22 protein-coding genes are annotated in these 25,028 nt (G+C 71.7%); 13 read left to right on the top strand and 9 right to left on the bottom strand.

Annotation, left to right across the window (positions count from 1 at the left end; translation table 11 throughout):
* Positions 1-95: 95 nt before the first annotated feature.
* Positions 96-1,409: a deoxyguanosinetriphosphate triphosphohydrolase gene (locus AB0I94_RS02955; protein WP_363307580.1), complete on the bottom strand. Its 1,314-nt coding sequence runs from the start codon at positions 1,407-1,409 to the stop codon at positions 96-98.
* A 68-nt stretch (positions 1,410-1,477) separates the two neighbouring features.
* Positions 1,478-2,386, bottom strand: a complete 909-nt coding sequence (locus tag AB0I94_RS02960) for a sirohydrochlorin chelatase (protein WP_363307581.1) — start codon at positions 2,384-2,386, stop codon at positions 1,478-1,480.
* 194 nt (positions 2,387-2,580) lie between these two features.
* Between AB0I94_RS02960 and AB0I94_RS02965 the strand changes: the two genes are divergently transcribed.
* On the top strand, positions 2,581-3,288 hold the full coding sequence (locus AB0I94_RS02965; protein WP_363307582.1) for an ElyC/SanA/YdcF family protein: 708 nt from the start codon (positions 2,581-2,583) through the stop codon (positions 3,286-3,288).
* Positions 3,289-3,514: 226 nt separating this feature from the next.
* Complete coding sequence (locus AB0I94_RS02970; protein WP_363307583.1) at positions 3,515-5,644, top strand: molybdopterin oxidoreductase family protein; 2,130 nt, start codon at positions 3,515-3,517, stop codon at positions 5,642-5,644.
* A gap of 71 nt (positions 5,645-5,715) precedes the next feature.
* Here AB0I94_RS02970 and AB0I94_RS02975 read toward each other — a convergent pair whose 3' ends face one another.
* The 4 genes from AB0I94_RS02975 to AB0I94_RS02990 all read right to left on the bottom strand — a co-directional run bounded on the left by AB0I94_RS02975 (position 5,716) and on the right by AB0I94_RS02990 (position 7,776).
* The gene (locus AB0I94_RS02975) at positions 5,716-6,012 is read right to left on the bottom strand and encodes a DUF6355 family natural product biosynthesis protein (protein WP_363307584.1); all 297 of its coding nucleotides are present in this window, start codon (positions 6,010-6,012) and stop codon (positions 5,716-5,718) included.
* Between the two features lie 233 nt (positions 6,013-6,245).
* Positions 6,246-6,683, bottom strand: a complete 438-nt coding sequence (locus AB0I94_RS02980; protein WP_363307585.1) for a gamma-glutamylcyclotransferase family protein — start codon at positions 6,681-6,683, stop codon at positions 6,246-6,248.
* Complete coding sequence (gene cutA / locus AB0I94_RS02985; protein ID WP_363307586.1) at positions 6,680-7,036, bottom strand: divalent-cation tolerance protein CutA; 357 nt, start codon at positions 7,034-7,036, stop codon at positions 6,680-6,682. Before cutA ends, AB0I94_RS02980 begins: the two co-directional genes overlap by 4 nt.
* A 101-nt stretch (positions 7,037-7,137) precedes the next feature.
* Positions 7,138-7,776, bottom strand: coding sequence for an NAD(P)H-dependent oxidoreductase (locus tag AB0I94_RS02990; RefSeq protein WP_363307587.1), 639 nt, complete (start codon positions 7,774-7,776; stop codon positions 7,138-7,140).
* A gap of 399 nt (positions 7,777-8,175) precedes the next feature.
* Here AB0I94_RS02990 and AB0I94_RS02995 point away from each other — a divergent pair, with 399 nt between their 5' ends.
* Both AB0I94_RS02995 and AB0I94_RS03000 read left to right on the top strand, forming a co-directional pair.
* Entirely contained in the window at positions 8,176-8,727 is a 552-nt protein-coding gene (locus AB0I94_RS02995; protein ID WP_363307588.1) for a hypothetical protein, read from the top strand.
* Between the two features lie 213 nt (positions 8,728-8,940).
* Positions 8,941-9,543, top strand: a complete 603-nt coding sequence (locus AB0I94_RS03000; protein WP_363307755.1) for a class F sortase — start codon at positions 8,941-8,943, stop codon at positions 9,541-9,543.
* 60 nt (positions 9,544-9,603) lie between these two features.
* Here AB0I94_RS03000 and AB0I94_RS03005 read toward each other — a convergent pair whose 3' ends face one another.
* From AB0I94_RS03005 to AB0I94_RS03015, 3 genes are all read right to left on the bottom strand, one after another.
* Positions 9,604-10,386: a TSUP family transporter gene (locus AB0I94_RS03005; protein ID WP_363307589.1), complete on the bottom strand. Its 783-nt coding sequence runs from the start codon at positions 10,384-10,386 to the stop codon at positions 9,604-9,606.
* Positions 10,387-10,465: 79 nt separating this feature from the next.
* Entirely contained in the window at positions 10,466-10,681 is a 216-nt protein-coding gene (locus tag AB0I94_RS03010) for a hypothetical protein (protein ID WP_363307590.1), read from the bottom strand.
* A 48-nt stretch (positions 10,682-10,729) separates the two neighbouring features.
* Positions 10,730-12,076: a ferredoxin reductase family protein gene (locus tag AB0I94_RS03015; RefSeq protein WP_363307591.1), complete on the bottom strand. Its 1,347-nt coding sequence runs from the start codon at positions 12,074-12,076 to the stop codon at positions 10,730-10,732.
* A gap of 497 nt (positions 12,077-12,573) precedes the next feature.
* Here AB0I94_RS03015 and AB0I94_RS03020 point away from each other — a divergent pair, with 497 nt between their 5' ends.
* The 9 genes from AB0I94_RS03020 to AB0I94_RS03060 all read left to right on the top strand — a co-directional run bounded on the left by AB0I94_RS03020 (position 12,574) and on the right by AB0I94_RS03060 (position 25,021).
* Complete coding sequence (locus AB0I94_RS03020) at positions 12,574-13,842, top strand: FAD-dependent oxidoreductase (protein ID WP_363307592.1); 1,269 nt, start codon at positions 12,574-12,576, stop codon at positions 13,840-13,842.
* Between the two features lies 1 nt (position 13,843).
* Positions 13,844-16,450: a nitrite reductase large subunit NirB gene (gene nirB, locus AB0I94_RS03025; protein WP_363307593.1), complete on the top strand. Its 2,607-nt coding sequence runs from the start codon at positions 13,844-13,846 to the stop codon at positions 16,448-16,450.
* Entirely contained in the window at positions 16,447-16,797 is a 351-nt protein-coding gene (gene nirD, locus AB0I94_RS03030; protein ID WP_363307756.1) for a nitrite reductase small subunit NirD, read from the top strand. The genes nirB and nirD overlap by 4 nt, the downstream gene beginning before the upstream one ends.
* Positions 16,798-16,842: 45 nt before the next feature.
* Positions 16,843-17,427 carry a TetR/AcrR family transcriptional regulator gene (locus tag AB0I94_RS03035; RefSeq protein ID WP_363307594.1) on the top strand — a complete coding sequence of 195 codons (585 nt, stop codon included), beginning with the start codon at positions 16,843-16,845 and terminating at the stop codon, positions 17,425-17,427.
* Positions 17,428-17,512: 85 nt separating this feature from the next.
* Entirely contained in the window at positions 17,513-18,289 is a 777-nt protein-coding gene (locus AB0I94_RS03040; protein WP_363307595.1) for an SDR family oxidoreductase, read from the top strand.
* 81 nt (positions 18,290-18,370) lie between these two features.
* On the top strand, positions 18,371-19,312 hold the full coding sequence (locus AB0I94_RS03045) for an oxidoreductase (RefSeq protein ID WP_363307596.1): 942 nt from the start codon (positions 18,371-18,373) through the stop codon (positions 19,310-19,312).
* A 61-nt stretch (positions 19,313-19,373) separates the two neighbouring features.
* On the top strand, positions 19,374-20,009 hold the full coding sequence (locus AB0I94_RS03050; protein ID WP_363307597.1) for a hypothetical protein: 636 nt from the start codon (positions 19,374-19,376) through the stop codon (positions 20,007-20,009).
* 189 nt (positions 20,010-20,198) lie between these two features.
* A complete protein-coding gene (locus AB0I94_RS03055) occupies positions 20,199-20,387 on the top strand; it encodes a hypothetical protein (RefSeq protein ID WP_363307598.1) in 189 nt (62 codons plus the stop codon).
* 116 nt (positions 20,388-20,503) lie between these two features.
* Positions 20,504-25,021 (top strand): RHS repeat-associated core domain-containing protein, encoded by a 4,518-nt coding sequence (locus tag AB0I94_RS03060; protein ID WP_363307599.1) that lies wholly within the window; start codon positions 20,504-20,506, stop codon positions 25,019-25,021.
* The last annotated feature ends 7 nt before the right edge of the window (positions 25,022-25,028 follow it).

Here is a 25,028-nt window from a genome sequence, read left to right on the forward strand (position 1 = left end):
GGGTTGGGGCCCGATCCGGCCAGTTTTCGTCACGCCCCGTGGTCGATCGATCGGCTCGTACCGCATGTGTCAGGCCTCGGTGTCAGGCCTCTGTGTCAGGGCCTTCTCGCCGTGAGCCGCGCGTGCAGGGAGCGCGCGGCGGCGTCCGTGAGGGACGCGATCTGGTCGACGACCACGCGCAGCGCCGCGCGGTCGTCGGGCGCGGTGTCGTACAGCGCGCGGAACTGCGGGTCGAGTCCTTCGGGGGCGCGGGCCGTGAGCGCCTCGGCCAGCTCGGCGACGACGATCCGCTGGTCCGCGCGCAGCCGCTCCTGGGCGGGGCGCTGCATGACGTACCGGTCGGCGACGGCCTTGAGGACCGCGCACTCGTGGCGGGCCTCGCGCGGCACGACGAGTTCGGCGGCGTACCGCGTCAGGGGGCCCTTGCCGTACCGCGCGCGGGTCGCGCTCTCCGCGGCGAGGCAGAAGCGGCCGATGAGCTGGCTGGTGGCGTCCTTCAGGCGGCCCTGGGCGATCGCCGAGCCGTCGTATCCGTGCGGCCACCACTCCTGGTCCAGGAGGCGGTCCAGGGCCGCGGAGAGCTCTTCGGGGTCGGTGTCCGCCGGCACATAGCGGCCGATGGCGACGGCGAAGATGTCCTGGCGCTCCGGCTCGGCGTGCAGGACGTTCGGGTCGAGGTGCCCGGCGTGCAGGCCGTCCTCGATGTCGTGCACCGAGTACGCCACGTCGTCCGACCAGTCCATGACCTGGGCCTCGAAGCAGGTGCGACGGCCGGGGGCCTCCTTGCGGACCCAGTCGAAGACCGGTCGGTCGTCTTCATAGACCCCGAACTTGGGTGAGTCCGGGTCGGTGGGGTGAGCGCCGCGCGGCCAGGGGTACTTCGTCGCGGCGTCCAGGGCGGCGCGGGTCAGGTTGAGCCCCACGCCGACCAGTTCGTCCGTCTCCTCGCTGCGGACGAAGCGCTTCGGCTCGATCCGGGTGAGGAGCCGCAGGGACTGGGCGTTGCCCTCGAAACCGCCGCAGCTCTGCGCCACTTCGTTCAGCGCCTGCTCGCCGTTGTGCCCGAAGGGCGGGTGGCCCATGTCGTGCGAGAGGCAGGCGGTCTCCACCAGGTCGGGGTCGCAGCCGAGGGCGGCGCCGAGCTCACGGCCGACCTGCGCGCACTCGAGGGAGTGCGTCAGGCGGGTACGGGCGCTGGCGTCCCACGCCTCGTTGCTGCGCGTGCCCGGGGTGACCACCTGGGTTTTTCCGGCGAGGCGGCGCAGCGCGGAGGAGTGCAGAACGCGCGCGCGATCCCGCTGGAAGGCGGTGCGTCCCGGCCTCTTGTCCGGCTCCGTGGCCCATCGCTCGACGGCGGCCTTGTCATAGGCCGCCTCCTCGTCGTACACGTTCGGTGCAGTGCCTTCCATGCACCGACAGTAAACGCAAGCAGTGACAAAGAGGGCTTCAGGGTGCCTCGGTGGCCGACGGGCGACGGTCAGGCGGAGGTCAGCCGGCGGGCCGGGGCCCACGTGGCGGGTGAGGTCGCGCGGGCCTGGTCGTAGCGGTGCAGGAGGAGCTGGGCCATCGCCTGGTGGACGCCGAGCGGGGCCGAGGCGATCCAGGGCGCGGCGTCGGCGCACTGCGTGGCGAAGCGGCCGGGCGCCGTGAAGTACGAGGCCACGGCGGTGTGGTGGCGGCCACGGGCGGCGAGGGCACGCACCGCCGCGGGGACGCTGAGCGGGGTGGCCGCGGTCGGTGTGGCGTACGCGGGGAGCACCGGTACGCCGAGCCGCTGGGCGAGGAGGTCCGCCGTGCGCCGGGTGTCGGCGGCGGAGTCGGGGTCGCGGGAGCCGGCCGCGGCGAGGACCACGCCGCCGGTGCGCCGACCCGCCTGGCCGGGCCTGGCCGGCCAGCCCGCTTCCACGAGGCGGTCGTGCAGCGCGTCGACCAGCAAGGGGTGTGGGCCGAGGGGGGCGGCGACGCGCGTGTCGAGGTGCGGCGCGCGGGCGGCGGCCTCGGGGATGTCGTGCTTGACGTGGTAGCCGCGGGCGAGCAGCAGCGGCACGAGGACGGCGGAGCCGGTGGCCGCGGCGAGGGCGTCGCCGAGCAGCGGTTCGTTCAGCTCGATGTGGCCGAGGCGCACGCCGAGGCCGGGTCGCAGCTCCCGGACCCGTGCGAGGAGCGCCGTGACGGTGGCGAGAGCGCGGGGGTCACGGCTGCCGTGGGCGACGACGACGAGGTCGGGTGCCGGTGCGGGGCGGCGCGGTGCGGGGCGGCGCCTGCCGTCGAGCGAGACGAGGGCCAGTTGGCTGCCGAGCTGGGTGGTGATCCGGTTCATGATGTGCGCCGTGCTTTCGAGAGGGGTGCTGCCGGACTCATCGCGAAGAGGGTTCGACGGCGTCATGGACCGAGGATGACCGTGCGGCGTTTCGGTCGCGTTGCGCGCCGGTGACGGGTCCTTTCGGCCTGGCTCACCGGCGACGGTGGCTCGTTGTCAGTGCGCTGTTGTCGGTGGGGTCGCTTACCGTTGTGGCAGTGATCGGATCCGGGGGGATCCGGCTCGGGGCACGGGGGAACGGGATGAGGCGTCCGGGGTGGATGCGTCCGGCGTGGAAGCGTCCAGAGTGGAAGCGTCCGGCGTGGCTGCGGCTGCCGCGGACGCGGCAGGGGCAGCGGCGGGCCGTGCAGGTCTTCATGGCTCTCTGTGTGGTGGCGCTGCTGCCCGCGACGTGGCTGTTCGTGACGGCGGAGGGGCGGTTGCACACGACGGCTGACGTGCCGCGCACACGGGTCGCGGTTGTCTTCGGCGCCGGCCTGTGGGAGGGCGAGCCCTCGCCGTATCTCGCGCACCGCCTCGACGCGGCGGCCGAGTTGTACGAGGCGGGGCGGATAGAGGTCGTCCTCGTCACCGGGGACAACAGCCGCGAGGAGTACGACGAGCCGGACGCCATGCGCGCGTATCTGACCGAGCACGGCGTGCCGGGACGGCGGATCGTCAGTGACTACGCGGGTTTCGACACCTGGGACTCCTGCGTGCGCGCCAAAAAGGTGTTCGGCGTGGACCGGGCGGTGCTGATCAGCCAGGGCTTCCACATACGCAGGGCCGTCGCGCTCTGCCGTGCGGCGGGCGTCTCCTCGTACGGCGTCGGGGTCGACGCCAAGCACGACGCGACCTGGTACTACGGCGGCGCGAGGGAGCTGTTCGCGGCGGGCAAGGCGGCGCTCGACTCGGCGTTTCAACCGGATCCGCGGTTCCTGGGGCCCCGGGAGCCTGGCGTGGACCAGGCCCTTGCCGCACCTCGCTGACGGACCTGGCCCCTGGGCCTTGAGCGGGCGGGGTGCGGGGGTGCGTCTGCCTTCTTCCGCTCGTCCGCCGGGTGCGGGTCGTGGTCCGTCCTCGCGCAGTGCCCCGCGCCCCTGACGGGGCACGGCCGGGCTCACAGTGGGAGGCGGTCCTCGCTGAGGTCGGCTTACCGCGTGTGTAACGCGATCGCGTCGGGGCGCGTAACACGCGCGTCGGACCCTGTCCGGTATGCACACCACGGCGACACCGACCCACTGTCCGTACTGCGCGCTGCAATGCGGGATGGGCCTGACCACCGGCCCCGGCGGGACGGAGGTCGTGGAGCGTCCCGAGTTCCCCGTGAACCGGGGCGCGCTGTGCGGCAAGGGCCGCACGGCGCCCGCTGTGCTCTCCTCCCGGGTGCGCCTGACCGAGCCACTCATCCGATCCCACGCCACGGGCCGGCTCGAACCGGCCACCTGGGAGGAGGCCGTCGCCCGCGTCGCCGAGGGGCTCTCCCGCACCCGTACGGAACATGGCGCGGACGCGTGCGGGGTGTTCGGCGGCGGGGGCCTGACCAACGAGAAGGCGTACGCCCTGGGGAAGTTCGCGCGGGTGGCGCTCGGCACGTCGCAGATCGACTACAACGGCCGGTTCTGCATGTCGTCGGCGGCAGCGGCCGGACAGCGGGCCTTCGGGATCGACCGCGGTCTGCCGTTCCCCCTTGAGGACATCCCGCGCACCGGCTGTGTGATCCTCGTCGGCTCGAACCTCGCCGAGACGATGCCGCCCGCGCTGCGGTATCTGACGGAGCTGAAGGAGAACGGCGGAAAACTGATCGTCATCGACCCGCGCCGGACCCGCACCGCCGAGCAGGCCGACCTGCATCTGGCGCCGCGCCCCGGCACCGACCTCGCCCTCGCGCTCGGCCTGCTGCACCTGGTGGTGGCCGAGGGGCGGACGGACGAGACGTTCATCGAGGAGCGCACCAGCGGCTGGGAGGACGCGCGGGCGGCGGCGATGGCGCACTGGCCGGAGTACGTGGAGCGGATCAGCGGCGTTCCCGTGCCCCAACTCCGGGACACGGTGAAGATGTTCTGCGACGCCGAAGCCGCGATGGTGCTGACCGCGCGCGGGCCCGAGCAGCACTCCAAGGGGACGGACACGGTGGGCGCGTGGATCAACCTCTGCCTCGCGACGGGCAACGCCGGCCGCCCCCTCGCCGGGTACGGCTGCCTGACCGGGCAGGGCAACGGGCAGGGCGGACGGGAACACGGCCAGAAGGCCGACCAGTTGCCCGGTTACCGCAAGCTGACGGACCCCGCGGCGCGGGCGCATGTGGCGGGGGTGTGGGGCGTCGACCCCGACTCGCTCCCGGGCCCCGGCCGGTCCGCGTACGAGCTGCTCGACGCGCTCGGCGGAGACATCAAGGCACTGCTCCTGATGGGCTCCAACCCGGTCGTCTCGGCGCCGCGCGCCGCGCATGTGGAGCAGCGGCTGCGGTCGCTCGACTTCCTGGCGGTGGCCGACGTGGTGCTCTCCGAGACGGCCCGCCTCGCCGATGTCGTCCTGCCGGTGACGCAGTGGGCGGAGGAGACGGGCACGGTGACGAACCTGGAGGGGCGGGTGCTGCTGCGTCGCCGGGCGGTGAGTGCTCCTGACGGCGTACGCAGCGATTTGGACGTGCTGCACGGTCTCGCCGCCTTCCTCGGCCACGAGAAGGGCTTTCCGACGGACCCGGAGGAGGTCTTCGAGGAGCTGCGCCGGGCCAGCGCGGGCGGGGTGGCGGACTACTCGGGGATCTCGTACGCGCGCCTGAAGGAAGGAGACGGGGAAGGGGTGTTCTGGCCGTGCCCCGCGAACGAGGACGCGGGCCACGGCCAGGAGGCTCACGGGGGCGGAAGCGGGCGGGGTGCCGAGCATCCCGGCACCCCGCGCCTGTTCCTCGACCGCTTCGCCACCGAGGACGGGCGGGCGCGGTTCGTGCCGGTGGTGCATCGGGGTGCCGCCGAGGAGCCGGACGCGGAGTATCCCGTGCTCCTGACCACCGGGCGGGTCCTCGCGCAGTATCAGTCGGGGGCCCAGACGCGCCGTGTCGACGAGCTCAACTCCGCCGCTCCGGGGCCCTTCGTGGAGCTGCATCCGTGGCTCGCCGCGCGCCTCGAGGTCGAGGAGGGCGAGCCGTTGGCCGTCGTCTCGCGGCGGGGGCGGGCCGTTGCGCCGGCGCGGATCACGACCGCGATCCGCTCCGACACCGTCTTCATGCCGTTCCACTGGCCGGGCGAGGGCCGGGCCAACTCCCTGACGAACCCGGCACTTGACCCGGTGTCGCGGATGCCGGAGTTCAAGGTGTGCGCGGTGCGGCTCGAACGGGCGTAGCCGCCGGGCATGACCGCGGGCCGGGGAACCCACCCCGGCCCGCGGTCGTGCGCACGGTCAGTGGCCGGCGATCAGCAGGTGCGTCCCACGTAGTGCGCGCCCTGGATCTTGTTCGCCGAACCCAGCCAGTGCTTTCCCGGGCCCACACAGCGCTCGTAGTCGGGTGCCATCGCGACCCTCACCTTGATGACGACGTTCGATCCGTCGCCCGTGCAGTGGTTGTAGAACGCGTCGCTGCCGGTCTCGTAGAACCCGCAGGGGTTCATGACGGAGGCCGGGGCATGAGCGGACGCGGCGGCCGCCACAGGGAGGCCGAGGGTGAGGGCTACGGCGCCGACGAGGGCCGGCAGCGAACGGCGAAGGCTCATGGGGCAACTCCTGCTGAGGACGTGGTGCTCACGCACCGACTCGCGCACCGACTGGTGCACACGGAGAGTCCCACAGCGGCGTCCCTCCGTGATCATGCGTCTGCCGCGGGTCGCTCGCACGGGTGACGCTGTCCATCAGATCGAGTGCGCAGGCGTTTGAGCTGCGCAAAGCGCGCCACGGCCCGGCCTTGGGCTGTCACGCGCCCACGCCTCACCGGGCGCGCCCCCACACCTCACCGGCGCATCCTGGACGACGACCAGTCCCCTCCCCCGATCACCACCCCCGAGGCGCGCAGTCTCGCCGCCACCCGCGGCGCCGCCACGTACACCCACGCGGGCGCCGTCGCCCCGTCCAGGAGGGTCACCTCGCGCACGACGCGCTCGTAGAGGTTGCGGGGGTCGCCCGGCGCGTAGTCCTCCAGTACGTCGAGATCGTCGAGGAGCCGGTCGTACGCGGACGGGGTCGCGGTGATCAATTCGCCTCGCACCGGGGTGCCTTCGGGCCCTTCCACCAGATACGGGTAGCCGGGCCCTTCATAGAGGACCGCGCCCGAGAGCCGGGCGGGCATCTCGGCCTCGACGCTGCCGCGCAGATGGACGTCGTGATTCCGCTCCCCCGGCCGCAGCGTTCCGTACACGAAGAACGGCAGCCGGCCCCCCTCCGGCGTCACTCCGCCGTCTCCCGCTCCACCCACTCCAGGTAGGCAGCGCTCCCCCGCACGACCGGCGTCGCGATGATCTCGGGGGTGTCGTAGTCGTGGGCCTCGGTCAGCCAGGTCTCCAGGGCGTCGTACCGCGCGGCGGCCGTCTTGAACAGGATCTGCCACTCCCGCGCGGTCTCGACGGCGCCCTCCCACCGGTAGACGGAGACGACGGGTCCGACCACCTGCGCGCACGCGGCGACCCGGGCGGCCACCGCGCCGCTCGCGAGGTCTTCCGCCTTCTGGGCGGTGTCGGTCGTGGTCAGCACGGTGAGCACCGCTGCCTGTCCGGGCCCGGAGCCGGTTTCGTACGTGGACGTCATGCACCGATTCTCGCCGGACCGGCCGCCGGACGGACCGGGAGGGGCGGCGCGGTGGCTACGGTGCACCTTCCGGAGGCCTGACCGCGGGCCCCCGACGGCTCTCAACCCCCGTAGGGGCGGGCTTCCTTGGCGCTCCGAAGGGCCCACGCCCACCAGTGGAGCTGGTCGAGCATCGACTTGGCGGCGGCGTTCGCGGCCGTCGGGTCCTTGTGGGTGCCGTCGTCGGCGAAGAGGCCGCCGGCGTTGTGGAAGGAGACGGTGTCGCGAATCGTCATGGTGTGCAGCTCGGCGAAGACCGGGCGCAGGTGCTCGACCGCGCGCAGGCCGCCGGAGAGCCCTCCGTAGGAGACGAAGGCGAGGGGCTTTGCCTGCCATTCGGCGTTGTGCCAGTCGATGAGGCTCTTGAGGGACGCGGGATAGGAGTGGTTGTACTCGGGGGTGAGGACGACGAAGGCGTCGGCGGCGGCCAGCTTCGGGGTGACCTTGCCGAGCTCGGCGAGGGTGTCGGGCGACGGGTTGAAGGAGAGCGCGGTCGGCAGGTGGGATTCGGCCAGGTCGATGACGTCCACCTCGAAGTCCGCCCGCTCCCGGATGCGCGCCAGCAGCCAGTCGGCGACGATCGGCCCGAAGCGGCCCTCGCGATTGCTCCCGATGATGACGGCGACGCGAAGGGGTGCGGCGGGGGCGGTGGAGAAGGTGACGGTGGACGCGGAATCAGCGGTGTTCGTGTTCTGGGTCATGAGAGGAGCCTCGGTGCTCAACCTAGGTTGAGGTCAAGCGGCGACAGAGGTGATCTGAATCGGGATCAGGTCAGGTCGGGGTCACGGTGAGGCCGCCGAGGGGACACGAAGGGGCCTCGAAAGGTCCGGGGCAGGGTGTCCGGACGGCCCTGGGGTCACCCATTCACAGGCGCCCCGCCGCCCCTTCGGACACGGCACGGCGACACGCCGAGTGACCTGCTGGGATGTTCTCGCCGAAGTGCCAGAAGTCGCCCGTCCGCAGCATTTCTGACGGGTGTTCAGGAGGCGTGCGCCGCCGAGTGCCACTTACCTCGGTAGAGCGGGGTTCGACCGACGCAGCGGCACTTGGGGGTGTCGCGGGCCGTGCCCTCTGATCGGCCCCTCGGAGGAGCAAGCACGATGCGCAAAGCCCGCCTGCTGACCACTGCCGCGCTCGCCGTCGCATCGGCGGCTCTGCTGGCGCCCCCCGCCGCGGCTGCCGCGCGCGACACGGGAGGAGGCCTGGAGGTCAACCCGTCCACCGTCATGCCGGGCTCCACGGTCACCGTGAACACCACCGCCTGCGGCAGCGACGGGGCCGCGACGGGCGACGCCAGCGCGGTCGGCGCCGGCACCTTCACTCTCGCCCCCGAAACCCACAAGGAGAACGCCACCGGCGAGTTCAAGGTGCCCCCCTCGGCTCAGCCCGGCACCTACGAGATCGCCGCGCAGTGCTCCGGCTCCGGCGCGGACGGCAAGCAGGTGGCGGGCGACCTGATGGTGACGATCACCTCCACCGCCGCCGCCCGTGAGGAGCAGCAGGTGACCCCGAAGGGCCATGTGAAGACGGGGGTCGGCGGCGCTCTGGGCCCCGACCCCGTACAGACCGCGGCGGGTGTGGCGGCGCTTGCCGTCGCCGCCGCGGGCGGTACCTGGCTCCTGCATCGCCGGGCGAGAGGCGACAGGATCTGACGGACACCCTCCGCTGTCCACCGGTACCGCCAGCCCCCTCCCTCTCCGGGTCCACCGGTCCCTCGTGGATCCGGAGAGGGATGCGGGGACGGCTTCCCCGAAACCCTGAGGGGGTCGAGTCGATTGACGCGCAGGAAGAACCTCGGCGGGAAGAACCACGGCAGAAAGAACCACGGTGGGAAGAACCCGGGCAGGAAATCCCTCAACTCCGCCATAGGCGCCGTCACCGTGCTGGCCCTGTGCTCCGGCGCGTGGCTGCTGCGCAACGGCACGGAGTCCCACCCCCCGCCGCAGCCATCCGCCGCGCAGGCCGCGTCGGGCCACTCCCGTTCCGGTGACGCCCCGGCCGCCGCGGCGCTTCCCCCTTCCCCGCCCGACCGGATCCGTATCCCCTCGATCCGGGTCGACGCGCCTCTCATGGGGCTCGGTCTGACGCGGCAGGGCAGTCTCGACGTACCGCCCCCGAAAAGGACCGATCTCGCGGGCTGGTACGAGTCGGGGACCACGCCCGGCGAGACCGGCACCGCCATCGTGGCGGGGCACGTCGACAACGCGGACGGCCCGTCCGTCTTCTACGACCTGGGCGGTCTGACCCGGGGCCGCACCATCGAGATCGAACGCAGGGACGGCAGCGTCGCGGTGTTCACGGTCGACGCGAACGAGGTCTACGACGCGAAGAGGTTCCCGGACGCCAAGGTGTACGGGGCGGCGGACCGGCCGGAGCTGCGGGTCATCACGTGCGGCGGCGGCTACTCGAAGAGGACGGGGTACCAGGGCAATGTCGTGGTGTTCGCACACATGACGAGCGTGCGCTGACCCTCGGGTGGCCCGCGGGTGGGAGCCGGTCCCACCACGGGGGCCGGGCGGCCGGCCTCGCTACGCGAACCACTGTTCGTACGCCATCTTCGCCACCAGCCCGAACACGGTGGTGAGCAACACGATCCGGACGAAGCCGCTGCCCTTCTTCAGCGCGGTGTGCGCGCCGAACATGCCGCCCGCGAGGTTGAAGACGGCCATCAGCGCGGCCAGTTGCCACAGGACCGCGCCCTGCCAGGCGAACATCCCGAGGGCGCCCGCGTTGGTGCAGCAGTTGACGATCTTGGCGGTGGCGGACGCGGACACCAGGTCGAGGTGGAGCACGGCGGTCAGCGCGAGCACCAGGAAGGTGCCGGTGCCGGGCCCGATGAGCCCGTCGTAGAACCCGATGCCGAGGCCCGCGAGGCCGATGGCGGCAAGGACGCGCTTGGGCGAGACGGGGCGGGCCGACGGCGCGGTGCCGAAGGCGGGCCTGAAGATGACGAAGGCCCCGACCCCCAGCAGCACCACCATGATCACGGGCTTGAGCACCTCGGTGCTCATACCGGCGGCGAAGAAGGCGCCGCCCATCGACCCGGCGAGCGCGGCAAGGCCGATCCGGACGGCGGTGGGCACGTCGACCGGTGTCTTCCTGACGTAGGTCACCGCGGCGCCGGTCGTCCCGACGATGGCCACGGCCTTGTTCGTCCCGAGGGCGTGCGCGGCCGGGGTCCCGCCCGGCAGGCCGAGGAGCAGGGCTGGCAGCAGGAGGAGCCCGCCACCGCCCACCACCGCGTCGATCCAGCCGGCCGCGAGCGCGGCGATACAGAGGACGACGACGGTGGTCAGCGATATGTCGGGCATGATCGCGACCTTATGGAGGGGGTGATCACGCCGTCCATGAATTCAGGGAGTGTTGAGGGTCTTCAGAGGTTGCGACCCCCTAAGGGGCGGCCTGAGGCGCCGGAACTCCCGGCGGAGCTTCCGCCGGAGCTCCCGCCGGGGCGCGATCGGGGGCCGGTGGCGCCGCCGGATCGACCGTGAGGGCGAGCACGGTGGCGAGCAGCGCGCTCGCTCCCGCGAGGCCCGTCGCCAGCTTGCGGCGCGCCTGCGGGGTGGGGCCCGGTGCCGGGCCCACGGGTTTGCGGTGACGTCCCACGTCAGCCCCTATTCGGAGAAGGGTCGGGTGTCCAGGGGTCTCAGAGGCTCAGAAGGCGAAGCACTCGGCGTGGACGCGCTCCTGCGGCACCCCGGCCCGTACGAGCGCCACGGTGGCCGACGCGGTCATCCCGGGCGGCCCGCACAGATAGACGTCGTGCTCGGCCAGGTCGGGGATCAGGTTGCGCAGGGCCTGCGGCGCGAGCGGGTCGAAGGCGGCGTCGGACCGTCCGAGCAGATAGTGCAGCCCCGCTCCCCTGCTCCGGGCGATCTCCTCCAGCTCATCGCGGAGTACGAGCTGCTCCGCGCTGCCCGCCCGGTAGAGGAGCGTGATGTCCCCGGGCCCGCCGGGCAGCGTCTCGAACAGCGCCCGCATCGGGGTGATCCCCACCCCGCCCGCGAGCAGCAGCACTCTGCGCCGCGTGCGCCGATGAGGGGTCAGGGCGCCGAAGGGACCCGTGGCGAGCACGCGCGTCCCCGGCTTCAGGCGCCGCATCCGCCGCGTGTGGTCACCGATGGCCTTCACGGTGATCCGGAGGGTGTCGTCGCGCACGGGCGCGGACAGCGAGAACGGCAGCGCGGTGCGCCAGAGCCTGCGCCGCAGGAAGCGCCAGCGGAAGAACTGTCCCGGTTCGGCGCGCAGTTCGTCGAGTCCGATGCCCTGCATCACGACCGACACGACACCGGGCCCCTCGACGCGTACGTCGATGACGCGCAGGCTGTGCCGCAGCGCCTGCCGCACGGGCACGACGACGCGGTACCAGACGAGCAGCACGGCCACCGTGGCGTGCAGCATCGACCACACCCACACCGTCAGGACGCTGCCCGCCACGTCGGGACCGGCGAGCTGGTGCACGAAGCCGAGCGCCACGCCGAGATAGGTCAGCAGGTGCACGGCCCGCCAGGTCTCGTGCGGGACGCGGCGCCGCATGGCGCGCGCCGATGTGAGCCCGACGGCCACGAGCAGGGAGGTACCGACGGTGGCGAGGGCAAGGCTCGGATAGCCGAGCAGGTCGAGTGTGGCGCTGAGGAGGTCGGTGTCGGTGTGGGCGGCGTATCCGCAGAGGGCGAGCAGGGCGTGGCCCAGGCACAGGGTGAGTACGTAGCGACCGCCGAGGGCGTGCAGCCGGGCGAGCCGGTCGGCGCCGACCCCGTGCTCGACCGCCGGCACGCGCGCCATCAGGAACAGCATGACGAGTACGCCGTAGCCCGCGAGCAGTCCCGTGAGGTGGGCGCCGGTCGCGAAGAGCACGTCCAGCCGGGCCGAGGGCTCGGCCTGCACCGCCCAGAGCGCGGTCACTGCGAGGGCTACGGCGAGGATGCCGGTGCGCAGGGCTGTGGGGGTGACGCGGATCGGGGGCACTGGGGGGTACGCGGCAGGTCGGTCGGTGGTCACCGCCGCAGACTAGGTGCGGGGCGGGGGTGGAAGTGGCTGGTCAGGGGCTTATCGGTGATCCTTAAGGCGGACTTGAGGATCGGCTCAACGGGGGTTAAGTCCGGTGGTGCCAGGTGGTGCCCGGGTGCGGTCACGGTGTCGGTTCGGTTGTGGGGCGGGGACGCGCCGGTATGTCCGTCCTCGCTGTCGTCCGGTGACCGCCGGGCTACTTCGGCCCCGGAGCGCCGCGAACCGTGCTCGGGGCAGACAAACCGACACGTCCCCTCACGAACATCGCCGACTGCGGGGCAATCGGGCGGGTGGACGGGAAGGCCCGTTCGGCAAGGACCAGACGCAGGGCAACGGGCCGGCGGAAAAGACGGGACAGGCCCGTGCCGCCGGAGGAGGACACGGGGCGACACCCTCACAGCCGACCCCCGCGCCCGCTGAGGGCAGCGTTCCCCGAGGGAAACAGCAAGGATGCGACCGGGTAACACCGCCCCCGCACTCTGCCGTACATGACCTCATCGACCCCGAGCCCCGCGAACCCCGCGAGCTCCTCACGCGTGGTGGTGATCGGCAGCGGCCTCGCCGGTGTCCGGCTCGCCCAGCGTCTCGGGGGCAGCGGCGGCGCCGGGGCCGTACTCATCGGGGAGGAGCCGCACGCACCGTACAACCGCGTGCTCCTCGCCGACGTCCTCGCCGGACGCTTCGGGCCGGAAGTCATCGGACTGCCGCCGGTCCCGGGCGAGTTCCTCCGTACCCGCGCCGTCCGCGTGGACCGCGCGGACCGCCTCGTGCACTGCGCGGACGGCAGCGTCGTCCCGTACGGAACCCTCGTCCTCGCGACCGGATCGAACCCCGTTCTCCCGCCACTGCGCGGTCTCTTCGAGCCGGGCGCCACCGACCTGCCCCGCGGCGTGCACGCTTTTCGGACCATGGACGACTGCCTCGCCCTGTCCGAGGCCGTGGGGCCCGGCACCCGCGTCGTCGTCATCGGCGGCGGGCTGCTCGGCGTCTCGGCCGCCCGCGCGCTCGCCGTCCGTGGCGCCCAGGTCGTCCTCACCCAGCAGGGCGACCGGCTCATGGAGCGGCAGCTCGATCCGTCCGCCAGTGCGTTGGTCCACCGGCATCTCACCGAGCTCGGGGTCGAAGTGCACACCGAGTGCCGGGTGCGCGGCGTGCGACAGGCCGGCGGGGCCGTCCAGTCGGTCGAGCTCGCCGACGGTTACGTACTGGGCACGGACCTCACCGTCCTCGCCTGCGGCGTCCGCCCCCGCACAGGGCTGGCGCAGGCCGCGGGCCTGGACGTACGCCGCGGCATCGTCGTGGACGACGAGCTGCGCACCTCCGACCCGCACATCCGCGCCATCGGTGACTGCGCCGAGCACTCCGGTGAGGCGCGTTGCCTGGCGGCGCCCGCGCTCGAACAGGCCGACGCCCTCGCGGACTCCCTGCTGTCACCACGGGACGCGCGCCCCTACGCAGGCACCCGCGCCCTCACCCGCCTCACCCTGCACAACGGACGCCCCGGCTCCGCTCCCCTGGACCTGGCGGCCTTCGGCGACCCCGAGCACCGGCCCGACGACGACGTCGTCCAGCTCGCGGACGCCACCCGTGGCACGTACCGCAAGGTCGTCGTGCGCGGAGACCGCCTCGTCGGCGGCGTTCTGCTCGGTGAGCTGAGCGCCGTCGGCGCGCTCGCCCGCGCCTGGGAGGCCGACGACCCGCTGCCCGACGACGGCAGCCCCCTGCTCCACCTGCTCACCCACGACGGAGGCCTCTGAGATGCCCACGGACACCCCCCGCCACAGCGCGCACGACAACACCATCGTGCTGGTCGGGCACGGCATGGTCGGCCAGCGCTTCCTCGAGGCCATCGCCGCACGCGGCCTCACCGACACGCACCGCGTGGTCGTCCTGTGCGAAGAGCCGCGGCCCGCTTACGACCGCGTACAGCTCACCTCGTACTTCTCGGGCCGCACGCCCGAAGAACTCTCGCTCACGGACCCGGAGTTCATCGAGAAGCACGGCATCGAGCTGTACGTCGGCGACCCGGCCGAGAGCGTCGACCGCGCGGCGAAGACCGTCACGGCGCGCTCCGGGCAGACCTTCGCCTACGACACGCTCGTCCTCGCGACCGGCTCCTTCCCCTTCGTGCCGCCGGTGCCGGGCAAGGACACCCCGGGCTGTTTCGTCTACCGCACGATCGAGGACCTGCTCGCCATCGAGGAGTACGCGAAGACGTACGCCACGACCGGCGCCGTCGTCGGCGGCGGACTGCTCGGCCTCGAGGCCGCGGGCGCGCTGCGCGGGCTCGGACTCGCCACGCACGTGGTCGAGTTCGCGCCGAGGCTCATGCCGGTGCAGGTCGACGAGGGCGGCGGCGCCGCGCTCCTGCGCACCATCACCGGCATGGGCCTGACCGTGCACACGGGCGTCGGCACTCAGGAGATCGTCGGCACCGAGGGCGCCGTCAGCGGGATGAAGTTGTCGGACGGCAGCGAACTCGCCACCGATCTGGTGGTGTTCTCGGCGGGTGTGCGGCCCCGCGACCAACTCGCCCGTGACAGCGGCCTCTCGGTGGGCGAGCGCGGCGGCATCACCGTCGACGAGCAGTGCCGCACCAGCGACCCGGACGTGTACGCAATCGGCGAGTGCGCCCAGGCGTCGGACGGCCGGGTGTACGGGCTTGTCGCGCCCGGTTATGAGATGGCCGAGACCGTCGCCGCCGCGATCGCCGCCGAGGAGTCCAGCTTCACCGGCGCCGACATGTCGACCAAGCTGAAGCTCCTCGGTGTGGACGTCGCCTCCTTCGGCGACGCGCACGGCGCGACCCCGGACTGTTTGGACGTCGTCTACTCGGACTCGCGCTCGGGCACGTACAAGAAGCTGGTCATCGGCGCGGACGGCGAGCTGCTCGGCGGTGTCCTGGTCGGCGACGCGGAGGCGTACGGCGTGCTGCGTCCGCTGACCGGGAGCGTGCCGCCGGTCTCGCCGGAGCAGCTGGTGCTTCCCGCGGGCGCCGGCGGCCCGGTGTCGATCGGACCGTCCTCGCTGCCGGACTCGGCGGTCATCTGCTCCTGCCACAACGTCACCAAGGGTGCGATTCGCGGCGCCGTCACCGAGCACAGCTGCACGACCGTGCCCGAGGTCAAGAAGTGCACCAAGGCCGGTACGGGCTGCGGCAGTTGCGTGAAGGTGCTCGGCCGGCTGGTCAACGACGAGCTGGAGGCGTCGGGCGTCGAGGTCGACAAGGGCCTGTGCGGCTGCTTCGCCCAGACGCGCCAGGAGCTGTACGAGATCGTCCACACCCTGGGGATCACCTCCTACCGGCGGCTCCTGGACTCCCACGGCCGCGAGTCCGCCCGTGGCACGGAGGGCTGCGAGACCTGCAAGCCGACGGTCGGCTCGATCATCGCCTCGCTGGCCCCGACGATCGGCGCCGACGGCTACGTACTCGAAGGCGAGCAGGCCTCCCTGCAGGACACGAACGACCACTTCCTCGCCAACCTCCAGAAGAACGGCTCCTACTCGGTCGTGCCGCGCATCCCCGGCGGCGAGATCACCCCGGACAAGCTGATCGTGATCGGCGAGGTGGCACGGGACTTCGGGCTCTACACGAAGATCACCGGCGGCCAGCGCATCGACATGTTCGGCGCGCGCGTCGAGCAACTGCCGCTGATCTGGACGCGTCTGGTGGACGCGGGGTTCGAGTCGGGGCACGCGTACGGCAAGTCGCTGCGGACGGTGAAGTCGTGCGTGGGGCAGACCTGGTGCCGCTACGGCGTGCAGGACTCGGTCCGGATGGCGATCGACCTGGAGCTGCGCTACCGGGGCCTGCGCTCCCCGCACAAGCTGAAGTCGGCCGTGTCGGGCTGCGCGCGCGAGTGCGCGGAGGCGCAGTCCAAGGACTTCGGCGTGATCGCCACGTCGAGCGGCTGGAACCTGTACGTGGGCGGCAACGGCGGCGCGACCCCGCGCCACGCCGACCTGCTCGCGCAGGACCTGTCCGACGCCGAACTGGTGCGGCTCATCGACCGGTTCCTGATGTTCTACATCCGCACGGCGGACCGTCTGGAGCGCACCTCGACCTGGATCGAGCGGATCGAGGGCGGCCTGGACCACGTACGGGACGTGGTCGTCCATGACTCGCTCGGCCTCTGTGACGAGCTGGAGGCCCTGATGGCCGACCATGTCGCGCACTACCGCGACGAGTGGGCCGAGACCATCAACGATCCCGAGCGTCTCGCACGGTTCGTGTCCTTCGTGAACGCGCCGGACGTCCCGGACCCGACCGTGAGCTTCGTCCCGGAACGGGACCAGATCAAGCCGGACCTGCCGCTGCTGTCCATCGGCTCCCGCCCTCGCGACCTGGAAGGTGCCGCATCCTGATGAGCATTCCGACGACGACTCCGATGAGTGTGCAACTCCACCTGGACGACGACTGGTTCGAGGTCTGCGACCGCGCCCGGCTCCTGCCGGGCCGCGGCATCGCCGCCCTCCTCCCCGACGGCCGCCAGGCCGCGCTCTTCATCGACCGCGCGGGCCGCGCGTACGCGATCGACAACCGCGACCCGTTCACGGGCGCCGCGGTTCTCTCGCGCGGCCTGCTCGGCGCGGCGGCGGGCCGCCCGTTCGTCGCCTCGCCGCTCCTGAAGCAGCGGTTCGACCTGGAGACGGGGCGGTGCCTGGACGACGACTCCGTGACGGTGGAGACGCACAAGGTCCGGCTCGCCTAGCGGAATTACTTGACCGATCGTTCCGGAACGACTTACGGTCTCCTCGTGGCCAGGACCAAGGAATTCGATCCGGACGCCGCGCTCCAGTCGGCCCTAGAGCTGTTCTGGCGGCGCGGCTACGAGGCGACGTCCATGGCCGACCTGGTCGAGGAGCTGGGCATCGGCCGGGCCAGCATCTACGCGACGTTCGGCAACAAGCACGAGCTGTACCTGAAGGCGCTGGAGCGGTACGCGACGCTGCAGAACCCGCGCCTGCTCGACGAGCTCTCCCAGCCTGGCCCGGCACTACCCGCCGTCCGCTCGGTGGTGCGCCGCTTCGGACGCGAGGCAGCCTCCGACGAAGGGCGCGCCAACGGCTGTTTCATCACCAACACGGCGGCCGAGCTCGGTCCGCACGACGAGGCGGCGACCCGCTGCGTCGAGCGCAGCTGGGAGTACATGGAGACACTGCTGCACTCCGCGCTCGTGCGCGCCCAGTCCCAGGGCGAACTCCCCGAGGATCGCGACCCGCTCGCCGTCGCACGCATGCTGCTGACCCTGATGCAGGGGCTGCGCGTGGTCGGCAAGGCGTCCACGGACCCGGCGCGGGTACGGGACGCGACGGAGCAGGCACTGAGCCTGCTCGACTGAGAGCCGCCTTTCCCGGATCAATCACTCCCGGCCTTCTTTTTCATGCCCTCATACTGAACCGATCGTTCAAGAAAAGAGTTCCGTCATGACTTCAGCACCTCGCGCCCGCTTCGCAGGACGCACCGCCCTCGTCACCGGCGGCGGCTCCGGCCTCGGCCGTGCCATGGCGCTCGCCTTCGCCGCCGAGGGCGCGAACGTCGTCGTCGCCGGGCGCACCGAAGGTCCGCTCAAGGAGACCGTGGGCCTCATCGAGGACGCGGGCGGCACGGCGCTCGCCGTCCCGGCCGACGTCTCGCGCTCCGCAGACCTCACGGCTCTCGTCGACGCCTCCGTCGAGCGGTTCGGCTCGCTGGACGTGGCCGTCAACAACGCGGGCGTCCTGCGCGCCGGGCAGCCGGTCGCCGAGCTGCCCGAGGAGGACTGGCGGACGATGCTCGACATCAACGTCACCGGCGCACTGCTCGCGCTCCAGGCCGAGGTGCGGCAGATGCGGACGCAGTCCGGCGGCGGGGCGATCGTCAACATCTCCTCCACCCTCGGCGCCCACACCAGCCTGCCGGGCACCATCGGCTACGGCGTCACCAAGGCTGCCGTCTCCGCGCTGACCAAGGGCGCAGCGGTCGAGTACATCGGCGACGGGATACGGATCAACGCGGTGAGCCCCGGCTCGTCCGACACCACCATGTCGCTGCGCCCGGGTGAGAGCGAGGCCGAGCGAACGGAGCGGATGAAGGGCGCGAACCCGCTCGGCCGCGTCTCGTCGACCGCGGAGGTCGCGGCCGCCGTGCTGTACCTCGCCTCGGACGAATCGGCGTCGGTGGTGGGCGCGGATCTGGTGATCGACGGGGGCGCCGCGGCCTGACTCCCTGCCCTGGGGCCCTTGGCTCGCACCGCCTACTCTCGGGTAGGAACAGGCGTGCGCCCAAGCAGAGGGAGCTGTGTCATGACGGGCTGGAACGCGAGCGACATCCCCGACCAGAGCGGCCGAACCGCCGTGGTCACCGGCGCCAACAGCGGCATCGGCTACGTCACCGCGCGCGAACTCGCCCGTCATGGCGCGCGCGTGGTGCTCGCCTGCCGCAGCGAGGAGAGGGGGGCGCGGGCGCTGGAACGCATACGTGCCGAAGTCCCCTCGGCAGTAGCCGGGTTCAGGTGCCTCGACCTGGCGGACCTGGGGTCGGTGCGGGCCTTCGCGGAGTCGTACGCCCGTGACGAGGGGGCCGGTGATGGCCTCGATCTCCTCATCAACAACGCGGGCCTGATGGCGCTGCCCCACCGGCAGACGGCGGACGGCTTCGAGACGCAGTTCGGCGTCAACCACCTGGGCCACTTCGCGCTCACCGGACTGCTGCTGCCCCGGCTCCTGCGTACGCCGGGGGCCCGGATCGTCACGGTGTCCAGCGCCTTCCACGCTCTGGCGAACATCGACATCGGCGACCTCAACAGCGAGCGTGACTACCGCCGTTGGATCGCTTACGGCCGCTCCAAGACGGCGAACCTCCTCTTCACCCACGAGCTGGCCCGGCGGCTCGCGGCCACCGGCTCCGGCGTCGTGGCCGCGGCGGCGCACCCCGGGTACGCGCAGACGAACCTCCAGGCCGCCGGGCCCAAGATGGAGGGGCGCAAGGTGGCCGAGCGCGTCATGTGGCTGGGCAACCGCGCCCTGGCCCAGCCCGCGACGAAGGGCGCACTGCCGTCGCTGTACGCGGCCACGGCACCGGACGTCCGCCCCGACTCGTTCACCGGACCTCGGGTCCTGGGGTGGCAGGGAGCGCCGGGAAGGTCGTGGCGGGCGAAGTGGACGCTGAACGACACGGCGTCGGAGCGGCTCTGGGAGGCGTCGGAGAGCCTCACAGGGGTGCGATACGCGGCGCTGAAGGGGTGAGGCACTGCACCCCTCGGGCTCTCGCCTTGCGGCAGGGCGAGGCCGGTCCTAGCGTCGCGCCATGAGCGGAAGCACGGGTGAGACAGGCGCTGCGGGCGGTACGGGCGCTGTGCGCGGTACAGGCACTGCGGGCAAGAAGATCACCGAGAAACTGGCGGACGAGACGCTGCGCGAGGCGACGGGGAAGGGCTGGCCGCAGTGGTTCGCCGTGCTCGACGCCTGGGGCGCGGCCTCGCGCAGTCACACGGAGATCGCCCGCCACGTCCGCGAGGAGCACGCCGTCGACGGCTGGTACGCCCAGTCCGTGGCCGTCGGCTACGAGCAGGAGCGGGGCCTGCGCGAGGTCGGCCAGAGCAGTACGGGCGACTGGCGGACCAGCGGCAGCAAGACGATCGCGGCCTCGGCGGCCCAAGTCGTCGAAGCCTTCGCGGACGACGGCGTACGCGACCGCTGGCTCCCCGGCGTCGACTTCACGCTGCGCACGCACCGCCCCGCCAAGTCGGTGACCGCCGACCTCAAGGACGCGACGGGCGCCACCAGCCGTCTCTCCGTGGGGGTCACGGTCAAGGGCCCGGCGAAAACGCTGGTGGGCGTCCGCCACGAGAAGCTGGCGGACGCGGCGGAGGTGGCGGCGTACAAGGCGTTCTGGCGCGAGCGCCTGGCCGGGCTCAAGTCCCTGCTGGAGAGCGCCGAGTAGCCTCACCGCTCACCCCGGTCACCCCGCTCACCCCGGTCACGCGCCGGGCACACGCCGGGGGGCGCACTTCGTGTTCCGCACACCAAGAGCTCGGCCGCGTATGCCTCTTCGTTGCGTCCAACGGCCCCGGTTCCACGGAAGTCTTGCGGCAAGGCCCCGGCAAACGCGAGCGGTCCGGGGCACAGGAGAGTGGACGGAGTCGACATGGTGGAGCGTGGCGGGCGCAGGAACGCCGCCGGGCCGGCGGAGGACCCGGCGAATCTGGCGTACCGCGCGATGCTGTCCCACGCGTTGCACTGCCCCCGGTGCAAGTGCGACTGGCGCGAGTGCGCCACCCGGCGGGCGCTGGCGGCCATGCTGCGCGAGGCACGCCGCTGACGCCCGAAGGAGCAGCCCAGGTGGGCTGCTTGACCGGATACCGTTGCACGCGAGCATTGCCAGATGGGTTTCTGGGCGTCTGAGGACGTATGCGTGTGACATGACGGGGGAGCAAGATGGCGGGGAATCGTCCGGCGGATTGGCATGTCCTGGACTTGGACAAGGACCCGACGCCCGGGGACCCGGACAGGGTCCGCAACCTCGCCAAGAGCCTGCACGACTTCGCCGACGACGTCTCGAAAGTCCTCCGTGACATCAAGGGGATGGCGGGCGAGGACGCGATCCTTACCTGGGCGGGCAAGACGGCGAAGTCCTTCACGGCGGAGTTCGAGGACGCGCCGGGCAAGCTGAAGAAGCTCAAGAAGAGCTACGAGATGGCCGGCGACGCCCTCTCGGCGTACTGGCCGGAGCTGGAACGCTCCCAGGCCCTTGCCGACAAGGCCCTCGCCCAGGGCCGCGAGGCGCAGACCAGCCTCAGCGCCGCCCAGTCCCGCCTGACCTCGGCCGACTCCTGGATGGACAGGGCGGGCAAGGAAGCCGACAAGTACAAGGACGACGACGGCGGTTCCAAGGCCGGCAAGGACGTCCCCAAGCCGGACCCGGACAAGGTCAAGGCCGCCACCCGCAACGCCGACTCCGCCCAGAAGGCCCAGACGGCCGCCAAGTCGGACGTCAGCGCCGCGAAGGGCAACCTCGACGCGGCGAAGAAGATGGCCGAGGACGCGCGCAAGATGCGCGAGAACGCGGCCGGGACGGCGAAGAAGAAACTCGAAGAGGCCTCCGACGCGGGCGTCCAGAACCGTAAGTGGTGGGAGGAGGTCGGCGACTGGGTCACCGACAACTGGGACACCATCGTCGCCGTCTGCAAGGTCGTCGTCGCCGTCCTCGGCGTCATCGCACTGATCGTCGGCGGCCCGATCCTCGGCGCGATCGTCCTCATCGCCGCCCTCGTCGTCCTCGCCGACACCCTCAACAAATACGCCAACGGAGAAGCCGGGCTACTGGACGTCGCCTTCGCCGCCCTCGACTGCATCCCCGGCATGAAGGCCCTCTCCTCCCTCCGTGGCCTCGCCGGAACGGCCAAAGGCCTCAAGGCCGCCGCCCGCGGACTGCGCTCCGGGGGACGGGGCCTCCGCAACGCCCTCACGGGCGGCATGAAGAAGGTGGCGGGCAAGGGCAAGCCGGCCAAGGGCCGCTGCAAGAACGGCGACCCCATCGACATGATCTCCGGCGAGATGCTCATGGAGCAGACCGACGTCGTCCTGCCGGGCCTGCTCCCCCTCGTCCTCCATCGCACGCACCTGTCCACGTACCGCTGGGGCCACTGGTACGGACACTCGTGGGCCTCCACGCTGGACGAGCGGGTCGTGATCGACGACGAGGGCCTGGTCTACGCCACCGAGGACGGCCAGCTCCTGTCCTACCCCCACCCCGCCCCCGGTGGCGCACCGGTGCTCCCCGCTCACGGCCCCCGCCGGCCGCTGACCGTCGACGACGCGGGGACGGTCACGGTCGCGGACCCACAGACCGGCCACGTCCGCCACTTCCTCGCGGTCACATCCAGCACGGAGACCACGGCCGGGGAACGGACTCTGCCGCTGCGGGCCGTCACCGACCGCAACGGCAACCGCCTCGACATCGACCACGACCCCACCGGGGCACCCACGGCGATACGCCACACCGGCGGCTACCACCTGAAGGTCGACACCGACGACCACCGCGTCACCGCGCTGCGTCTGCTCGCCCCCGGCCCCGGCCCCGGCCCCGAGGACGCTTCCGGTGGCACGCTGGTGGCCGCGTACGGCTACGACGAGGTGGGCAACCTGGCCGAGGTCCACGACTCGGTCGGCGCGCGGCTGCGGCTGGACTACGACGACCGGGCCCGCATCACGTCCTGGACCGACAGCAACCAGACCTGGTACCGCTTCACCTACGACGACGAGGACCGCTGCGTCCGCGGCGAGAGCACCGCCGGCCACCTGTCCTGCACCATCGAGTACCGCCCCGATGAGCGGGAAACCCGCTACACCGACGCCCTCGGCCACACCACCGTCTACCGCTACAACGACCTCAGTCAGCTCCTGTCCGAGACGGACCCGCTGGGCGGCACCGTCCACACCGAGTGGGACAGCTGGAACAACCTGCTCTCCCGCACCGACGCGCTGGGGCACCGCACCGAGAACACCTGGGACGAGCAGGGCAACCTGACCGCGACGCGTGCGCCGGACGGCACATGCGCCAGTGCGACGTACAACGACCTCAACCTGCTGGTCGAGATCGTCGGCCCGGGCGACACCGTCCAGCGCCAGGCATGGGACGAGCGCGGCAACCGCATCAGCGTGACCGCCCCCGACGGCATGACGCACCACTTCACCCATGACGCCACGGGAGCCGTGTCCACCATCACGGACCCCCTCGGTCACACCACCGAGCGGCGCTGCAACGCGGCGGGGCTGCCGCTGGAAGTCACCGACCCGCTGGGCGCGGTGACCCGCTACGCCCTCGACGCCTTCGGCCGCGTGCACACGATCACGGACCCGACGGGCGCGACCACGCTGCTCGAGTGGACGGTGGAGGGCAAGCTGGCGCGGCGCACGGAGGCGGACGGTTCGTCGGAGTCGTGGACGTACGACGGCGAGGGGAACTGCGTCTCGCACACGGACGCGATGGGCGCGACCACGACACACGAATACACGCATTTCGACCTGATCGCGGCCCGCACGGACCCCGACGGCGTCCGCTACGAGTTCCTCCACGACACCCAGCTCCAGCTCCGCAAGGTCACCAACCCGCAGGGCCTGACCTGGAGTTACGAGTACGACCCGGCAGGCCGCCTGGTGGCGGAGACGGACTTCGACGACCGCGCACTGACGTACACCTACGACGCGGCGGGCCAGTTGGCGACCCGCACGACGGCCGCGGGCGACGAGATCGTCTTCGAACGGGACGCGCTGGGCCGGACGGTCACGCAGAACGTGGCAGGCGCCGCGATCACGCGCTTCGCCTACGACGCGTCAGGCAGCCTCACCGCGGCGGTGAGCCCGGACGTGACACTGACCCTGGAGAGGGACGCCTCAGGCCGTCTGCTCTCGGAAACGGTCAATGGCCGCACCCTGACCCACACCTACGACGAACTGGGCCGCCGCACCGGCCGCACCACACCGTCCGGCGCGAGGAGCACCTGGACGTACGACGCGGCAGGCCGTCGCACCGAACTGGTCTCGTCCGGCAGGAGGATGGCGTTCACGCACGACGGGTCGGGCCGGGAACTCACCCGCACGGTCGGCGAGACCCTGACGCTGACGAACGTGTACGACGTCGTGGGCCGCCTGACGGAACAGGAACTGATGGGCCCGGCCAACACGCGCATCCAGCGCCGCGCGTACACCTACCGTGCGGACGACCACCTGACCGGCATGGAGGACCAGCTCAACGGCACACGGCGCTTCGACCTGGACGCGGCCGGCCGCGTCACCGCGGTCCACGCGGCAGGCTGGACGGAAACGTACGCCTACGACGCGGCGGGCAACCAGACCAACGCCTCCTGGCCGTCCCCCATGCCGGGCCAGGAGGCAACAGGCGCACGCACCTACACCGGCACCCGCATCACCGCGGCAGGCAACGTCCGTTACGCGTACGACACGGCGGGCCGCACCACCCTGCGCCAGAAGACCCGCCTGTCCCGCAAACCCGACACCTGGCACTACGAATGGGACGCGGAAGACCGCCTCACGTCCGTGGTGACCCCCGACGGCACGAGGTGGCGCTACCTCTACGACCCCCTGGGCCGCCGCGTATCCAAACAGCGCGTGACGGAACAGGGCGGCGCGACAGAGCAGGGGGTGGCAAAGCAGGAAGTGGCAGAACAGACCGACTTCACCTGGGACGACATGACCCTCTGCGAACAGACGAGCCACACCCCGGGCGCACCGGAATCAGTGACCCTCACCTGGGACCACGACGGCCTGCTCCCCCTGGCCCAGACAGAGCGCAAACACCTCACCGACGAAGAAGTGGACGCCCGCTTCTACGCCATCGCCACCGACCTCGTCGGCACCCCGACCGAGCTCCTCGACGAGCAGGGCGACATCGCCTGGCGCACCAGGAGCACCCTCTGGGGCACCACGGTCTGGAACCGAGGCGCCACCGCCTACACACCTCTGCGTTTCCCCGGCCAGTACTACGACCCCGAGACCGGCCTGCACTACAACTACTTCCGGCACTACGACCCCGAAACCGCCCGCTACCTCACCGCGGACCCGATCGGTCTCGCCGGCGGCTTCGCGCCGCACAGTTACGTGCCGAACCCGTTCATGTGGATCGACCCTCTCGGCCTGTCCCTCCTCGACGTCAGCAAGAACGGCGTGAAAATCGTCGTGCACGAGTACGACGTCGACAAGCCGGCGCACGCCCATGTCACCGGTGGCGGGGGTCGCGAGGTCAGGATCGGCCCGAACGGCAAGCCCCTCCACAACCAACCGGAGCTTTCGAGCAAGCAGCGACAAGCGGTGGAGCATTTCAAGCCGCAGATCAGGACCGCCGTCAGGAAGCTCGGCAAGCGAAGTCAGGCGGAGGAGCGGGCTGCGAAGGAGCAGCGCGAGGCCGCCGAGGCCGGCAAGAAACCCTGCAAGTAGGGATGAA

This window comes from Streptomyces sp. NPDC050147 (assembly GCF_040660195.1).
Lineage (GTDB): Bacteria > Actinomycetota > Actinomycetes > Streptomycetales > Streptomycetaceae > Streptomyces.